9 protein-coding genes are annotated in these 16,531 nt (G+C 64.6%); 4 read left to right on the plus strand and 5 right to left on the minus strand.

The annotated features are described in order from the left end of the window. Positions 1-91: 91 nt before the first annotated feature. From BPHY_RS21465 to BPHY_RS21475, 3 genes are all read right to left on the minus strand, one after another. Entirely contained in the window at positions 92-1,795 is a 1,704-nt protein-coding gene (locus tag BPHY_RS21465; protein WP_012403558.1) for an FAD-dependent oxidoreductase, read from the minus strand. A 61-nt stretch (positions 1,796-1,856) separates the two neighbouring features. Continuing rightward, positions 1,857-2,846 (minus strand): DedA family protein/thiosulfate sulfurtransferase GlpE, encoded by a 990-nt coding sequence (locus BPHY_RS21470; RefSeq protein ID WP_012403559.1) that lies wholly within the window; start codon positions 2,844-2,846, stop codon positions 1,857-1,859. Positions 2,847-3,142: 296 nt separating this feature from the next. Continuing rightward, positions 3,143-3,394, minus strand: a complete 252-nt coding sequence (locus BPHY_RS21475) for a hypothetical protein (protein WP_012403560.1) — start codon at positions 3,392-3,394, stop codon at positions 3,143-3,145. Between the two features lie 415 nt (positions 3,395-3,809). On the opposite strand from BPHY_RS21475, the gene BPHY_RS21480 reads away from it, so the two are divergent. Continuing rightward, a complete protein-coding gene (locus BPHY_RS21480; protein WP_041765233.1) occupies positions 3,810-4,331 on the plus strand; it encodes a methylated-DNA--[protein]-cysteine S-methyltransferase in 522 nt (173 codons plus the stop codon). Positions 4,332-4,498: 167 nt separating this feature from the next. On the opposite strand, the gene BPHY_RS21485 is transcribed toward BPHY_RS21480, so the two are convergent. Then, positions 4,499-6,169 carry a methyl-accepting chemotaxis protein gene (locus BPHY_RS21485; protein WP_012403562.1) on the minus strand — a complete coding sequence of 557 codons (1,671 nt, stop codon included), beginning with the start codon at positions 6,167-6,169 and terminating at the stop codon, positions 4,499-4,501. 340 nt (positions 6,170-6,509) lie between these two features. On the opposite strand from BPHY_RS21485, the gene BPHY_RS21490 reads away from it, so the two are divergent. Continuing rightward, entirely contained in the window at positions 6,510-10,037 is a 3,528-nt protein-coding gene (locus tag BPHY_RS21490; protein ID WP_012403563.1) for an ATP-binding protein, read from the plus strand. Positions 10,038-10,329: 292 nt separating this feature from the next. Continuing rightward, positions 10,330-11,442 (plus strand): porin, encoded by a 1,113-nt coding sequence (locus BPHY_RS21495; RefSeq protein ID WP_012403564.1) that lies wholly within the window; start codon positions 10,330-10,332, stop codon positions 11,440-11,442. On the opposite strand, the gene BPHY_RS21500 is transcribed toward BPHY_RS21495, so the two are convergent. Further along, positions 11,372-13,810: a putative bifunctional diguanylate cyclase/phosphodiesterase gene (locus tag BPHY_RS21500; RefSeq protein ID WP_012403565.1), complete on the minus strand. Its 2,439-nt coding sequence runs from the start codon at positions 13,808-13,810 to the stop codon at positions 11,372-11,374. The genes BPHY_RS21495 and BPHY_RS21500 overlap by 71 nt on opposite strands. Before the next feature lie 616 nt (positions 13,811-14,426). On the opposite strand from BPHY_RS21500, the gene BPHY_RS21505 reads away from it, so the two are divergent. After that, positions 14,427-16,448 carry an acyl CoA:acetate/3-ketoacid CoA transferase gene (locus BPHY_RS21505; protein WP_012403566.1) on the plus strand — a complete coding sequence of 674 codons (2,022 nt, stop codon included), beginning with the start codon at positions 14,427-14,429 and terminating at the stop codon, positions 16,446-16,448. Positions 16,449-16,531 lie beyond the last annotated feature (83 nt).

Consider the following 16,531-nt stretch of genomic DNA (forward strand, 5'->3'; position numbering starts at 1 on the left):
GGTAAGCGACTGCTGCATAGGAGGGAAATGCAGGAGGAAGAAAGCGAACGGCCCGCGTCACGCATGACGCGGGCCGTTACTCGAGACGGAATCAGGCGCCGAGCGCGACTGTTTCGCCCGCGCGTTCCGCGAGCATCTGATGGATCTGCGCGACGACCTGCGCGCCTTCGCCGACGGCCGCTGCCACGCGCTTCGTCGACCCCGCGCGCGCGTCGCCGATTGCGTAGACGCCTTCGACGGATGTGGTCAGATCGCACGCAGAATCTTTGCCGGTCAGGACGAAGCCCTTCCCGTCCAGTTCGACGCCGCACGAGCGCAGCCAGTCCGTGTTTGGATCGGCGCCCGTGAACAGGAACAGGTGGCGTGAATCAAAACAGTCGCGGCCGTCGGCGCATGGGCGCTTCAAACCGATCTGCGCGAGCCCGCCTTCATCGCCTTCCAGCCAGCCGATTTCCGTGCCCGGGTAGACGGTGACATTCGGCAGCGACGAGATCCGGTCGATCAAATAGCGCGACATCGTCGACTCGAAGCCGCTGCGGCGGATCAGCACGTGAATGTGCTTTGCGTGCGACGCCAGATAGACGATGCCCTGTCCCGCGGAGTTGCCGCCGCCGACCAGCACGATTTCTTCACGCTTGCAGAGTTTGGCTTCGACAGGCGACGCCCAATAATAGATGCCGCGCCCGTCGAACCGGTCGAGTCCGTCGATCTCGGGGCGCCGGTAGACCGCGCCGCTCGCGATCACGATTGCCTGCGCCCGGATGCTGCCCTGGCAGGCGAGTTCGAGCCGGTATGGACGTTCCTCGCAATGCAGATGCTTGACCCTGACGGGAATCGCGACGTGCGCGCCGAACTTCTGCGCCTGCACGAACGCGCGGCCCGCGAGCGCCTGGCCGGAAATGCCCGTCGGAAAGCCGAGGTAGTTCTCGATGCGCGAACTGGCGCCCGCCTGACCGCCGGGCGCACGGCTGTCGAGCACGATCACCGACAAGCCTTCCGACGCCGCATACACGGCCGTCGCCAACCCGGCCGGGCCCGCGCCGACGATCGCCACGTCGTACACGTGTTCGGAATCGAGATCGGGGATCAACCCGAGACACGTTGCCAGTTCGGGGTCGCTCGGGTGGCGCAGCACCGAGCCGTCCGGACAGATTACCAGTGGCATGTCTTCCGGGCCCGCCGCGAACTGCTCGATCACGCGCAGCCCGTCTTCATCGCGTTCATCGAGCACGGTATGCGGATGGCCATTGCGCGCGAGGAAGCCTTGCAGCGACACCAGCCGCCGGTCATTGCTCTTGCCGACGATGATCGGCCCGCCGGCGCCGCGCTCGATCAGCCCGACGCGGCGCAGGATCAGCGCACGCATGATGCGCTCGCCGAGTTCCGCTTCAGCGACGATCAGTGCGCGCAGACGTTCCGGCGAAATCAGCAGGACCTCGCCGGGTTCGAGCGCCATCGCGTCGATCAACGCCGGCTTGCCCGACAACTGCCCGACTTCAGCGAGGAACGAGCCCTTGTGATGTTCGTTGATGAGCAGCTCGCGCCCGAGCCCGTCGCGCTGATACACCTTCACCGCGCCCGACAGCACCACCATCATCCCCGCCCCGGTGCTGCCCGTGCGGAACAGCATTTCGCCCGTTTCGAAGTGGCGACGTTCGCCGAACTTGCAAAGCCGCTTGATTTCCTCCGGCTGGAGTTCGGGGAACATCTGGTGGCGCCGTGTGGACAGCGTCGAGAACGGCGCCTCACTGGCGGCGGCGCGTTGCGCGTCTTCACCCTCTCGCGTTACACCCATCGAATATGCTCCTTGCTGCGCCGCGTGCCGGAACAGGCCCGCGGCACCTGTGAGTCAAGAGTCAGACTGTCTTCGGCGTGATGCCGACGGCGACGGCCGGCGCCAGTTCCTCGGCGAGCGGCTCGAGCTGGCGGCCCGCGTCGCGCCAAGCGTCGAGACCGCCGCGCAGCGGAATCACGTCCTGGAAGCCGGCTTCCGTCAATTGCTTCGCCATCCATGCCGCCGATACCTCGTTTGGACAGGAGCAATAGATCACGAGCTTCTGGTCGCGCGGATACTTCGCGACGATTTCTTCGAGCTGGCGTTCGTCCGCGAACACCGACCCGGGAATCACGAACGGATCGAGCGCGCGCTTTTCCTGCGAGCGGATGTCGAACAGCACGGGCGAGCGCTTGTCGAGCATCAGGTTGTACAGTTCGTCGACGTCCATGCGTGCCGTTGCGAGCTTCTTGATCAACTGACGGCGCCGATACCAGCGATATGTGCAATAGACGGCCAGCAGCACCACGACCACCACGGCTGTCAGCTTGCCGAGCCGGCTCGCGCCGGCGAACAGCATGTCGATCTGCTGTGCGAATACGACGCCGAGCACGAGGCCGAGACCCGACCAGAGCGTCGCGCCGATGCTGTCGTACGCGAGGAAAGTGCGGTACGGCGTGCCCATCGCGCCCGCCATCGGAATGGAGACGATCGACAGGCCCGGCACGAACTTCGCCACGGCCAGCACGCGCACGCCCCAGCGGCCGAAGAAGCGCTCGGTCTTCTTCACGCAGGTATCGCGCGACAGCGACAGCTTGCAGAGCGTCTTCAGCGTGTTGCCGCCGTAGATGCGGCCGGCCGCGAACCACGCGCTGTCGCCGATCAGCGTGGCGAACACGGCGAGCACGAGCACCGGCAACACCTGTGTGCCGACGGAACCGGGGTGCATCGCGGCCATCGCGCCGAACAGCACGAGGGCGGGCATCGCGGGCACGGGCAGCCCGATCGACGCGGCGAGCACATTGACGAATACGATGGCAGGCCCGTACTGCTCGACGAGATCATGTAGCATCGGCTTACTTTCGCGGCTGCTGAAGCCTCGAAAACGACTGGAATGGACTAAAAGATTATGGACGCATTTTCAACGCGTGCAAGAGAGGTGCGTTTTGCGTCCGGGTATTGCCGAAATGCGGGAAAAGCGCATGTTGCCAGGGTCTCCGGCAAGAGACCTCGGCACGCCCGGTGACCGTCGCGTGACGATCGACGAGGCGTCAGAGATGGCGACGACTACGTCAAAAACAAGAGGCGCGGCACCGGATGGAACCTGCGCCGCGCGCTCTGCATGATGCGATTGATGACCGCAGCGAATTATTGACGATGATTGTGCTGTTCGCCGGGCAGTTCTGCGCCATGCGCACGGATGGCTGCAATCAGTTCCGCGGGCGTGATTTCATAACGCACTTCACGGTGGATGCCCGGCTTGCGTTCATCGACTTCGATCAGAAGTATGCCTTTACCGTCTTCTGTCGATTCGAGGCGCAGCGAGCGCAGTTCGCGCCCGGTTGCGTCGTCGTGCTCGGTGAGCAGGGCCATTGCCCCGGAAGACCCGGTGGTGCGCATCGAAAATTCCCTCTTGCGTGATTGAACAACGTTGCCGAACAGGCATTGTAAGGGTACTGTCGCGCGCCGTCTGTCGCGTGGCGCTCACACTCGTCCGATTATGGGGGCCAGCCGTGCGCCACGCATCGAAGGGACGGGGCGCCGGACGGGAACATGAGGGCGGCGCGGCTTCCGGCGGGGCGCCCCGGTTTTTAACCGGCGCGCCCGGCGTGAGGCCGTACGCGCGCCTCGCACGCATCACATGCAGGTTTGGGGCGCGAGTCGGCCCGCTGTCACGGCAATGACGCCTGCATGTGCTGGGGCTGATGGGAGCAAGAACCGGGAGGCGGCGCTTCCGGCTGGCGCGCTAAAGTGGACGCTTGGAAGGCCGCCGGGCGCATTGCCGGTGGGTTTCCCGACCATGCAGGAGGATCTCATGAAGCAATGCATGTCGATGCCAAGTCCGCTCGGCGACATTCTGCTGCGCGCCGAGGATGACGCGCTGACGGGCGTGTTCTTCATCGGGCAGAAGTATTTTCCGGCTGCCGACTGCGCGCTCGCCGCGCATGGCGAGTCGCGCGTGCTGCATCAGGCGCGAGCGCAGCTCGACGAATACTTCGCGGGTGAGCGCACGACGTTCACGCTGCCGCTGCGGATGCTCGGCAGCGCATTCCAGCGCGACGTGTGGGAACAGCTCGTGCAGATTCCATACGGCGAGACGGCCAGCTACGGCGCGATCGCGCAGCGGCTGGGCCTGCCGCTCGCGGCCTCGCGCGCGGTCGGCTCGGCCAACGGGCGCAATCCGATATCGGTCGTCGTGCCGTGCCACCGTGTGATTTCGAGCGCGGGCGAACTCACCGGTTACGCGGGCGGGTTGCATCGAAAGGAGGCGCTACTGAGGCTGGAGCGGCCGATGTCGAAAGCGCCTCAGCAGCTCGAGCTGCTGGCGTCCGGTTGAATGCCCGAGCGCGACGAACCAAAAAATAGCCCGTCCAAAGTGGGCGGGCTACGTAAACGCCGTTGTTACTCGGGTCAGCCGGCCCGCACACAATCAATCCTGGGCGCTGACCGACGTATCTTTATTGGCCAATAGCGCGTTGTCGAGATGGGAGTAACGATGATCCATCAGACCAATGCGTCCTGTTCGACTTCCCGGTGAGCTGCGTGCGCGGATACGGCGGGGTTGCGCAGCCCCGCCGCCGTGCGCACCGCCTGCTTCTTCGCGCTTTGTGCGGGCGCGCCCGCCACGCTGAACAGACGCACCGCTTCATCGAGCACGTCGGCCTGTTCCGCGAGACGTTGCGCCGTCGCCGCGGCCTGCTCGACCAGCGCGGCGTTCTGCTGCGTCGCGCTGTCCAGATGCGACACGGCCTGATTGACCTGGCTGATGCCGTCGGCCTGTTCGCTGCTCGCGTTCGCCACTTCGACGATCAGCGACGACACCCGCGCCACGGCCTGATCGATCACAGCCATCTGTGCGGTGGTGCGCGCAACGAGTTGCGTGCCCTGTGAGACCTCGTTCACGGTCGTATCGACCACCTGCTTGATTTCCTTTGCCGATGCCGCGCAGCGTTGCGCGAGCATGCGCACTTCGCCCGCGACGACGGCGAACGAGCGGCCGGCCTCGCCTGCGCGCGCCGCTTCGACGGCGGCGTTGAGCGCGAGAATATTGGTCTGGAATGCGATGCCGTCGATCACGCCCGTGATGTCGGCGATCCGCTTCGACGCCTCGGTGATGCCTGCCATCGTCTGCTCGACCTGCTGCGCGACCTTGCCGCCCGTCGCGGACGCCGATTGCGCGTCCCGCACGAGATCGAGCGCGCGCCCCGCCGCATCGGCGTTCGCCTGCACGGTGGTCGTCAGTTGCTCCATCGTTGCTGCCGTTTCTTCCAGCGATGCCGCCTGCATTTCCGTACGGCGCGCGAGATCGACGTTGCCTGTCGAAATCTCGTGTGCGGCGTCGAGCATTCCGCCGATTTGCGCACGCACGTCGAATACGATCGCCGCGAGGTTCGCCTTCAGCTGATTGAGCGCCTGCAGCACGTCGCCGAGGTCGTCGTGACGTGCAATCGCCAGATCGGCGGTCAGGTCGCCCGCGGCCATGCGCGTGGCGAACGACGACATCGCGTCGACCGGCTGACCGAGATGGCGCGACAGCAGTTGCGCCGCGGCGGCGCTGGTCGCGGCCGTCACGCCGAACGCGATCCAGAACGGCAGCGGCGGCGTGCCGCCCCAGACCGCGAGACCTGCCGCCAGCATTGCAACGGGCGCGACCATGTAGCCGATCGTCGCACGCACGGCGACGGGCAGGCGCATCAGCGCGCCCAGCTTGCCCAGCAGACCCGTGCGCACGACGACGCCCTGATGCAGCCGCACGCCGCGCGCTTCACCCGCGCGGATCTTCGCGTATAGCGCATCGGCCGCGCGAATCTGCTCGCGATCCGGTTTGACGCGCACGCTCAGGTAACCGACGGGCGTGCCGTTCTCGACGACGGGCGTAACGCTCGCGCGCACCCAGTAGTAGTCGCCGTTCTTGCGGCGGTTCTTGACGAACGCCGACCACGGCCGGCCGGCGCCGATCGTCGCCCACATGTCGGCGAAGGCTTCGGCGGGCATGTCGGGATGGCGGATCAGGTTGTGCGGCTTGCCGATCAGTTCGTCGCGCGAATATCCGGACACGGCGATGAACGCGGGATTGCAATACTGGATCTTGCCTTTGAGATCGGTTGCGGAAACGAGCATTTGCGAGGACGGATAGTCGTACTCGTTCTGGGTGACAGGCTGATTGTTGCGCATGACGTTCCTTGGACTGCCGGATGCCTCCGCATCCGAATGGCTCTGTAAGCCTTAACGGCAGAGACCCCAGATGCTTTAGGGTTTTCCTGGTATTTGACTCAGGTAACGCGCGCGTGCGCCGATAACACAGAGTTCGACGCACAGCGCCGCCTCCTTATGCAGACGCACTCGGCCAGAACTCGGCCTAAAATCGTTGCATAGCGGCTTCGCCTTCGCATCTTGTGCGGTCATGCGCGCGTTTCGGCGAACGTCCGGCTTGCGAGCGGTTCACGATGCAGTCGGTCATCGGCGCGGATTAACACGCTTGCGGCGCGACGCCCGGCTCATGAGGCGCAACAACATGCAAAACCTACTCGATCGTACGCAGGAATCGCTGGCTGAGGGGTTTGCCACGCTCTCGCGCTACGCGCGGCGGCAGCGGCGGCTCTACCTCGTGACGATCGTCGCGCTGCTGGCGATCCTCGCCGTGTCGGCCTCGCTGCTCTCGGCCCTCGCAATAGGCAAGTACGTCGACTACATGCGCAGCATCCGCGCGCAGGACGCAGCGAACTTCTCGGTCGCCATCCACCGCGGACAATCGTTTCTCAGGCGCGCGGAACTTACGGTCAGCTACTACGAGAGCACGGACGAGCTTCAGCGCGTGCCCGTCGATGTCGAGCAGGCGGCGCGTGAGAGCGGCGTGGTGGCCGCGCCCGCAGCGGGTCTGGCCACGCGCTACCAGGTGCTGATTTCCGAGGCGACCCGCGCGCGCTGGGGCGACAGCCTGAACGCGAACCTGTGGAGGCTCTCGTCGGTCGCTAACTCGACGCTCGTGACGCGCGCGGCGTTCGACGTGACATATCGCGCGGTGATCGTCGGGCTCACGGACGACTACGCGGTTCTCATGCCGGAGCTGTCGCCTTCCAGCGGTCCGCATGCAGCACCTGCTTCGCCCGCGCTGATCGGCACGCTGCGCGACACACTCGAGCGTAACCTGATCGCGCAGACGGGATCGCGCATGCCGCCGAAGGGCGGCTATGTGCTGGCGGGGCCGTTTCGCGATCCGCTGCTCGGCTCGGCGGCGATGGTCGCAATCTCTGCCTACTATGCGGGCGACACGCCCGTCGCGCTGATTGCGCTGATTCAGCCGCTCGAACAGTTTGTCAGCGTGCCCGTGAGGTCGCGGCACGAAGGCACGCTGCTGCTGATCGGCAAGCATGGCGTGATCTGGACGCAGCCGTGGCTCGACGCAGATACCGCGCAGGATGTGATGCGGCAAGCCGCGAGTCTAAAGCCGGACACGCCCCGCTATTCGGCGGACGGCGTGCTGTTCTCGGTGCCCGTCAGCGATGCGTGGCCGTCGCTCGTCTGTCATCTGAGCTGGAGCGATATTATCGACGCGCTGCGCTGGCAGCTCGGGGCGATTGTCGGCGTCGCGCTGCTGGCGGCGCTCGGCGTGATCCTCACGGCGAAGTGGTGGGGCTTCACGCTGCTACGCCGCTCGAACGAAGAGGCCGTGCGCGCGCTCGAAAGCGAGACGATCAACCACATCCTCGTAGCGGCGACGCCCGTCGGGCTGTGCATCGTGCGGCAGCACGACTTTCACATCCTGACGTCGAACCAGTTGGCGCGCGAACTGCTGCATCTCGGCGACGCGCCCGTCAGCCTGCCGGCGCATATCGCCGCCGCGTTCAAGGAGCGCAACGCACACGAGGCGGGCGCGTCGAAGCTCGGCAAGTTCGCCGAGTTCATCGTGAGCGCGCTGCCCGTCGAACCCGCCGCCGCCGACCGTCCCGACACGCAATACCTGCAGATCAGCTACGGCGCGGCGCGCTACCGCGGTGAGGACGTGCTGTTCTGCGCGCTGCTCGACGTCACCGTGCGGCACGCGCTCGGCCAGCAGATTCGCGCGGCGCAACGCGAGACGGAAGCGATGATGAACGCGCAAAACAGCTTCTTTGCTGCGATGAGCCACGAGATCCGCACGCCGTTGAACGCGCTGCTCGGCAATCTCGAACTGCTTTCGATGACGCCCGGGCTCGACGCGCAACAGCAGCGGCTGCGCGCCGTCGGCGCGGCAGCGGACGGGCTGCGCCACATCGTCAACGACATTTTGGATTTTTCGAAGATCGGCGCGGGCAAGATGAAGCTGTTGCCGGAGGCGTTCAGACCGATCGACGACCTGGAGAATCTCGCGCTGTCGTATGCGCCGCTCGCGTCCGGCAGGCCGTTGCGCTTCTACGCACACCTGTCGCCGTCGCTTTACCAGCCGGTGCGCGGCGATCGCGCGCGGGTCGTGCAGATCGTCAACAACCTGCTGTCGAATGCGTTCAAGTTCACGTCGAGCGGGAAAATCACATTGACGGCGGACATCGAGCCCGACGTGCACGATCGTCCCGTTCTCACGTGCCGCGTGATCGATTCCGGGATCGGCATGGATGCGTCGCTCGTCACGCGGATCTTCAACCCGTTCGTGCAGGCGGAGTCGAGCACGTCGAGCCGCATCGGCGGGACGGGCCTCGGCCTCTCCATTTGCGCGCGGCTGTGCGAGTTGATGGGCGGCAAGATCGGCGTCGAAAGTGTGCTGGGGCTGGGCAGCGCGTTCACCGTGTCGATTCCGTTCGAGCCGACGGCGCAGGCGCTTGCCGACGCTAGCGCCGCCTTGCCTCCGCGCCAGCGCGGCAGTGCGCTCGTGTTGTGTCAGGAGGCCGCCTCGGCGAAAGTGCTCGGCGAAATGCTCGAGTACGTGGGCTGGACGGCGAGCAGCGCGACGTCGGTCGCGGCTGCGGAAGCGTGGCTGCGTGTGCACCGTCCCGGCTTCGTGACCGTGACGGGCGAATACGGCCTCGACACCGTTTCCGCGCTGCGTGAGATCCAGCCCGTGCCCGTTCTTTGGCTGACGCGCAGCGGGCAGCATCGGCCGACGCAGCGCGCCGAAGGCGTGTTCGAGGTGACCGAGTTCAGCCACGACGCGATCTTCGCGTGCATCGAGCGGTTGACGGGCGGAGTGCCGCCGGCCGAAGTGCCGTCCGCTGCAACAGCGGGTGACGAACGCGCCACCGATTCCTCGCTTCGAGGGCTGCGGGTGCTCGTTGCCGAAGACAATCCGCTGAACCAGACGCTTATCACCGAGCAGCTGACCGCGCTCGGCTGCAAGCCGACCTTGGCCGGCGACGGCCGCGAGGCACTACTATTGCTCAAGCAGACCGAGGCCGATCTCGTACTGACCGACATCCACATGCCGATCATGGACGGCTACGCGCTGATGGAGGCGCTGCGGCAATCGCATCCGCATCTGCCCGTGCTCGCGTTCAGCGCGGTCGCGGGCGCCGAACAGATCGACGAATGGCGGCGGCGCGGCTTCGCTGCTTATGTGCCGAAGCCGGCGTCGCTGAAGCAGGTGGAGGCGGCGCTGCTAGGCCTCGGCTTGCGCGCGCAGCGCCCGACGGATGCTCGAGACACGGCCGCCCCGCCCGCCGAATCGGCCGATGTGGCGGAGGAGGAAACGGATGAAGACGAAGCGCCGATCGACGAAGCGCAATGCGCGCCCGCCGCGCCCATGCAGCAGCCCGCCGATACGGCACCCGCACTCGATCCCGCCGACAAAGCTCGCTTCATGCAGATGCTGCGCGACTATCTGATGACGGATCTGCCGAAGCTCGCGTCGATCGTCGACAGCAAGGACGTCAAGGCCTTGCGCGAATGGGCGCACAGTGCGGCAGGTGGTTTCCTCGTTGCGCAGGAGACCGCGTTCGCCGCGCAATGCCGCGAGCTTCAGTACCTGTGCGACGGCCAGCCAAAATGGACGCCCGCTCACGCCGCGCACGCGGCAGCGGTGCATGACCGGCTGCGAAGCGCATTCGAGATCGACGTCGCGGCGATTCAATGAGCGTGCGCGTCGTATGAAAACAACGCCGAGCGCCGGTTATTGAGCGTACGCTTCTTACAAACAGTCCGTCCCGCCGGGATCGCGCATCGCGCTGCACGTAGGGCAATCCGGCAATTTGATTTCGCTTTACTTCCGTTTCACGCGAATCCAATATCGGGATTCGCTTGCATTTCGTAAGCCAGATTACGGAGCCGTGCGCGATATTTGACGCGCTCCACTTGTGCGTGTGGCTGTTGTTCCTATAAAAAGTCGCGTCTTGAACTCGAATCGACTCAACTCAGGGAAGCCAAGCATGTCCGCGAACAAGATCAACAAGACAGCCGCGGCGGCCATCGCAAGCGCCGCATTTCTCTCGCTCGGCACCAGCGCCCACGCGCAAAGCAGCGTCACGATGTATGGGGAGCTCGACACGGGCCTCGCATATATCAGCAACGTCGGCGGACATTCGCAGTGGAAGTCGACGACCGGCCTGGTCGACGGCAGCTATTGGGGCTTGCAGGGTATCGAGGATCTGGGCGGCGGGTATCGCGCGATCTTCCGGCTCGAGCGCGGCTTTTCGGTCACGTCGGGTGAAATGCTCAACGATCACCCGTACTACGTGGGCATCGGCAACGAGAAGGCAGGCACGCTGACGCTGGGCCATCAGTACGATCTCGTGCACGACTACCTGGCACCATTCACGCTGACGGGCGGCACGGGCGGCACCGCATTCGCTCATCCGTTCGACAACGACAACGCGAACAACACCTACCTCGCCGCCAACTCGGTCAAGTATGCAAGCCCGTCGTTCGGCGGCCTGACGTTCGGCGGCATGTACGCGTTCTCCAACACGGCGGGTCAGTTTGCCAACAACCGCGCGTACAGCTTCGGCATGAGCTATCAGGCGGGCGCGCTGAACGCGGGCGCCGCGTATCTGCATGCGAACGGGCGCGGCAATTCGTCGGCGGGTGCGTATGAGGCCGTCGTGCTGCCCACCAGCACCAACGATGTCTTCGACGCTTCCGTGCAGACGCAAAACACATACGGCGTCGGCGTGAGCTATGCGATCGGCGATTTCACGATGGCGGCCGCGTGGTCGCGTTCGACATTCACGGGCGTCACCGTACTCGATACGGGCGGCATCGCGCCGTCCGCGGGCTTTTCCAACTACGAAGTCAACGGTATCTACCAGTTGACGCCGTCCGTCGCGCTGGCCGGTTCGTACACGTACACGAAGGGTTCGGGCGCGCACTGGCACAACGGCGGCGTGCAGGCCGACTACCAGTTTTCGAAGCGCACGGATACGTATCTGGAAGCTATTTACCAGCGCGCGTCGTCGGGCGCGCCGGCCGTCATCAATTCGGCCGATCCGTCGTCGGGCCACAATCAGGTGCTGATCGGCGCGGGCTTGCGGCACCGGTTCTGACGCGCGGGCCGATGCGCGCGCCAGGCTGCGCGCGCGTCATCAGTCCTTCGGGCGCCTGCGGCCGACTGAGCAGGTAACCCTGCACGTAATCGCAATTCACCCGGCGCAGGATGTCCAGTTGCGCAGTCTGCTCGACACCCTCCGCGATCACCTGGATGCCCAGCTTGTGCGCCAGATCGATGATGCCTTCCACGATGGTTTGCGTCGTTGGATCGTGTTCGATCTTCGATGTGAAGTGCCGGTCGATCTTTAGCGTGTGCGGCTCGAAATCGGCGAGATACATCAGGCTCGAGTAGCCCGTGCCGAAATCGTCGATCGCGATGCGCGCGCCGAGCCGCTTCAGCTCGACGATCGACGTCCGCGCCTGCTTCGGATTCTTCATCAGCGCGGTTTCCGTCAGCTCGATTTCGAGCTTGCCGGGCGGAATACCGTGTCGCTTGAGCGCGCGGTCCACCTGTTGCACGATCTGCTCGCTGCCGAGTTGCCGCGCCGACACGTTTACCGACACGCCCAGATTCATCGCGCCCGCCTGCCGCCATGCAGCGAGCTGGCGCAGCGCGTTGTCGAGCACCCACACGCCGACGTCTTCGACAAAGCCGGTTTCCTCCAGCAGCGGAATGAAATCGCCCGGTGATATCCGCCCGCGCCTCGGATGCTGCCAGCGGATCAACGCTTCGGCGCCGTGCACCGCGAGCGAATGCGGCTCGTGAATGGTCTGGAAGTGCAAGAAGAACTGGTTCGTCGCGAGCGCCTCGGGTACGTCGCGCTCGAGTTCGAAATCGCCGATGGTCCGCGCCGCTTCCTTGCCGGCGAACTGGTAGCCGTTGCGGCCCGTCTTCTTTGCCGCATACATCGCGACGTCGGCGCTAGACAGCAGCGCGTCGTGGCCGCTGCCGTGCTCCGGATAGATCGAGATGCCGATCGACGCCGTGATGAACGCACCCGCGAGGCCTTCGAGGCGATTCTCCGACAGCCCGCCGAGCAGTGCCTTCGCCTGCGCTTCGAGCCCCGGCTGGTCGACGACGCTGCCGATCAGCACCGCGAATTCGTCGCCGCCCAGCCGCGCGATATACGCGTCGTCGGGCAGTGAACGGCGAATGATGCCGCCGACGTGACGCAACAGATGATCGGCGGCGAGGTGGCCGAGCGTGTCGTTGAGCACCTTGAAACGGTCGAGATCGACGAACATCAGGCCGAACGGCTTGCTCGCCGCGCAGCGGCTTTCGATTTCGCGCAGCAGCGCGGCGCGATTCGCGAGACCCGTGAGCGAATCGGTGTACGCGAGCCGGTCGAGTTCCGCGATGCGTTCCTGTTCCGCCGTCACGTCCTCGGTGATGCCGACGATCCGCAGCACGTCACCGTTGTCGCCGATCACCGGATAGCCCGTGCTGCGCACCCAGCGCACAGAACCGTCGGCCTTGCGGATACGGTACTGCGCGCGTCCTTCCGTCGATTCCGTCATGATGCGCGTCATCTCGGCCTGCAGCGCGGCGCGGTCTTCCGGCACCACGAGTTCGCGCCAGCTGTTCGGGTTGCGCATGAACTCTTCCGGTTCCAGGCCGAACACGTTCGACGAACCCGCCGTGATGTAATGGAAATACTCGAAGTTCGCGCTGTACGAGAAGAACACGAGCTGCACGTGCGCCTCCATCTCGGACATCAGCTCGCTCTTCGCGCGCAGTTGCTGGAGCAGTTGCGTCTGGTTCGTGATGTCGAGCGATGCGCAGACCACGGCGACGACCTTGCCGCCGTGATCCTTCACGGGAATCAGCTGCGAATCCCACCACTTCGGCTGGCCTGCCGTCGTCGTGCAAGTGCCGCGAAACGATGCGGGCGTGCCGTTCAGCGCGTTCCTGAACGCGGTCGTCGCGGCATCGCGATCGCCGCCTTTCCAGAAACCGAGCCAATCCGCGCCCGCGAGCTGAACGGGCGACGACGCTTCCATCAGCGTCGCGCCATAGTCGTTAATGCGAAGCATCTGGCCTTGCAGGTCGAGCAGCTTGACGCAATCGCGGCTCGCGTCGAGGAACGAACTGGCCAGCGCCATCGCTGCGGCATGCCGCGCTTGTTGCGCGGCGAAGCGCCGACGTGTTGCGATCATCGCAATCGCGCCCACCGTCGCGCCGATCGCGACCTGCGTGCTGAACGGTGCGCTCACTGAGCCGCGCAACGCCATTTGGAGCGCAACGCTCGCCGTGCCCGCGCCGATTCCCGTGGCGACGCTGATCGCGAAGCCGGTGAGACCGACTGGGCGGCGGCTCGACCACGCGCCGAGCAAAAGCGCAAGAAAGTGCTGATCCTGTTGAGATGGGTCCGCGGCTTGCCGGCGCAAGGCGCGGCGCCACTTCAATGAAAGGCTCGTCGGCATGTGCAGACTCGCCTCAGTGTGTGCGCAAAGCGGCGCGCTGGACGCACCGATACGGCGCGACAGCGAACGCAGCGTCTGTCGACAGCGCGAGCAGGCTCAAGCGCGCTGCGCAACCTGCGTTGATCGGATGGGGAAAAGTATTGCCTTTCATGGTGGCCAGCCGCTTCGGCGGTAATTATTGCTGCGCATGCGGACGGCGCTGCTTTCAGCGTTTACGGCGCGCCGCGGTTTTTGTTTAGGCCGAGCGATTGTGCCTGTTTTCGAAGGGCCGAACCCATAGCGTCGTTGTTCGCGCAAGGGCGCGCATGGGAACTGGCTTATACGGATGCCGGATGCATCGCTGTTTGATGGGAATAGCAAGCGCACTGGAGAAGCTTTGTTTTCCTAAGCTTCGGAAATTGCATTCAAAACGCGGCTCGCTTTTTAAATGACCGCCGGTTCGGCAAATCGCGTCGCATCTGTGTGAGACGTGTCGATAAATGCTGACGCCGTTTGCGCGGCTTGCTAACCTGAGCGTTCAGGCACCACAACAACCATCCATGCTCCTGCGGGTTGCACCTCGCACGTCGCAACCCGTGGCGGCATTCGCTCGAACGGGCTGCAACCAGGAGACACCATGCGCGCCGTATTCCAATACCCGTTCCCGGTTACCGACCGCAAGGTCGGACGCGACAAGGTCGTGAGCGCGCGGGCAGCCGTCGAACTGATTCGTCGGGGCGACACGATAGCGACGGGCGGTTTCGTCGGTGTCGGCTTTGCCGAAGAGGTGGCGATCGCGCTGGAAGAACGTTTCTTCGATGCGAACGCGGCGACGTCGGGCGGGCCGGGCGCGCTCGGTACACCCGATGCATCGAGCGCGCATCTCGATCTCACGCTCGTCTACGCGGCGGGCCAGGGCGACGGCAAAGCGAAAGGGCTGAACCATCTCGCCCACGAAGGGCTTGTGCGCCGCGTGATCGGCGGGCATTGGGGGCTGGTGCCGAAGCTGCAGCAACTCGCCATCGACAGCCGCATCGAGGCGTACAACCTGCCGCAAGGCGTGATTTCGCATCTGTTCCGCGACATCGCCGCAGGCAAGCCGGGACATCTGTCGACGATCGGCCTCGGTACCTTCGTCGATCCACGTCACGGCGGCGGCAAGCTGAATAGCCGGACGACGGAGGATCTCGTCAGGTTGATGGAAATCGACGGCAACGAGCATCTGTTCTACAAGACCTTCCCAATCGACGTCGCGATCATTCGCGGCACCACGGCAGACGCGAACGGCAACGTCACGATGGAACGCGAGGCGCTGACGCTCGAAGCACTCGCCATTGCGATGGCGGCGCGCAATTCGGGCGGCGTGGTGATTGTCCAGGTCGAACGGCTCGCCGATACGAACACGCTTAATCCGCGCAACGTGAAAATACCCGGCATCATGGTCGATTGCGTCGTGGTCGCGCGGCCCGAGCATCACTGGCAGACGTTCGCCGAGCCGTATTCGCCCGCATTTGCGAGCGAACTGCGCGTACCCGCGAGCTCGGTGCCGCCGATGGATCTCACTGAGCGCAAGGTGATCGCGCGGCGCGCGGCGATGGAGCTGATGGCGAATAGCGTAGTGAATCTGGGCATCGGCATGCCTGAAGGCATTGCGAATGTCGCGAACGAAGAGGGCGTGATCGATCTCTTCACGATGACGACGGAGCCGGGCGTGATCGGCGGCATTCCGGCCGGCGGGCTGAATTTCGGCGCGGCGACCAACACGCAGGCGATCATCGACCAGCCGTATCAGTTCGACTTCTATGATGGCGGTGGCCTCGACATTGCCTTTCTCGGGCTCGCGCAAGCCGACCGCCAGGGCAATCTCAATGTCAGCAAATTCGGACCTAAGCTCGCGGGCGCGGGCGGGTTCATCAACATCAGCCAGAGCGCGAAGCGTGTGGTGTTCGTCGGCACGTTCAACGCGGGCAATCTCGACGTGGCAATCGAAGATGGGCGTCTGAAGATCAATCGCGAAGGGACATGTCAGAAGTTCGTAGATGAAGTCGAGCATCGCACGTTCAGCGGCGAATATGCAGCGAAGCGCGGACAGCACGTGCTGTACATCACCGAGCGTTGCGTGTTCGCGCTGACGCCGCGCGGACTCGAACTGACGGAAGTTGCGCCAGGCGTCGACGTGCAGAACGATATCGTCGCGCAGATGGGCTTCACGCCGATCATCGATCAGCCGCCGCGTCTGATGGACGAGCGCATTTTCCGCGCAGCGCCGATGGGCTTGCGCACGTTGCTGCTGTGTTTGCCGCTCGAAGAGCGTTTCAACTACGACGCCGAAAAAAACATGTTCTTCGTCAACTTCGAGGGCTTGCAGGTCACGACGCAGGAACAGATCGACACCATCCGGCACGAGGTCGAATCGCGTCTGTCGGGCGTGCACATCAAGCCGCACGCGATCATCAATTACGACAACTTTTCGATCAACCCCGAATTGATCCCCACGTATTCGGCGATGGTGATGAAGCTCGTGAACCAGTTTTATGCCAACGTCACACGCTACACGACGAGCAGCTTCCTGCGCATGAAACTCGGCGACGCACTGGAACAGCGCGACGTGGCGACGTACATCAACGAACGGCCGGGCGACGCGTCCACGCTCCGTTGAATGCAGGGTGTGCGTCGACATGAAGCGCACACAATGGTCGTGCGAAAATGGCGTTTTTCGCACCACATTCCACGCATTCAAGA

Source organism: Paraburkholderia phymatum STM815, from assembly GCF_000020045.1.
Taxonomy (GTDB): domain Bacteria; phylum Pseudomonadota; class Gammaproteobacteria; order Burkholderiales; family Burkholderiaceae; genus Paraburkholderia; species Paraburkholderia phymatum.

Coding starts and splice junctions, on each gene's coding strand:
- BPHY_RS21465 (WP_012403558.1), bottom strand. CDS start 1,795: ATGGGTGTAACGCGAGAGGGTGAAGACGCGCAACGCGCCGCCGCCAGT.
- BPHY_RS21470 (WP_012403559.1), bottom strand. CDS start 2,846: ATGCTACATGATCTCGTCGAGCAGTACGGGCCTGCCATCGTATTCGTC.
- BPHY_RS21475 (WP_012403560.1), bottom strand. CDS start 3,394: ATGCGCACCACCGGGTCTTCCGGGGCAATGGCCCTGCTCACCGAGCAC.
- BPHY_RS21480 (WP_041765233.1), top strand. CDS start 3,810: ATGAAGCAATGCATGTCGATGCCAAGTCCGCTCGGCGACATTCTGCTG.
- BPHY_RS21485 (WP_012403562.1), bottom strand. CDS start 6,169: ATGCGCAACAATCAGCCTGTCACCCAGAACGAGTACGACTATCCGTCC.
- BPHY_RS21490 (WP_012403563.1), top strand. CDS start 6,510: ATGCAAAACCTACTCGATCGTACGCAGGAATCGCTGGCTGAGGGGTTT.
- BPHY_RS21495 (WP_012403564.1), top strand. CDS start 10,330: ATGTCCGCGAACAAGATCAACAAGACAGCCGCGGCGGCCATCGCAAGC.
- BPHY_RS21500 (WP_012403565.1), bottom strand. CDS start 13,810: ATGCCGACGAGCCTTTCATTGAAGTGGCGCCGCGCCTTGCGCCGGCAA.
- BPHY_RS21505 (WP_012403566.1), top strand. CDS start 14,427: ATGCGCGCCGTATTCCAATACCCGTTCCCGGTTACCGACCGCAAGGTC.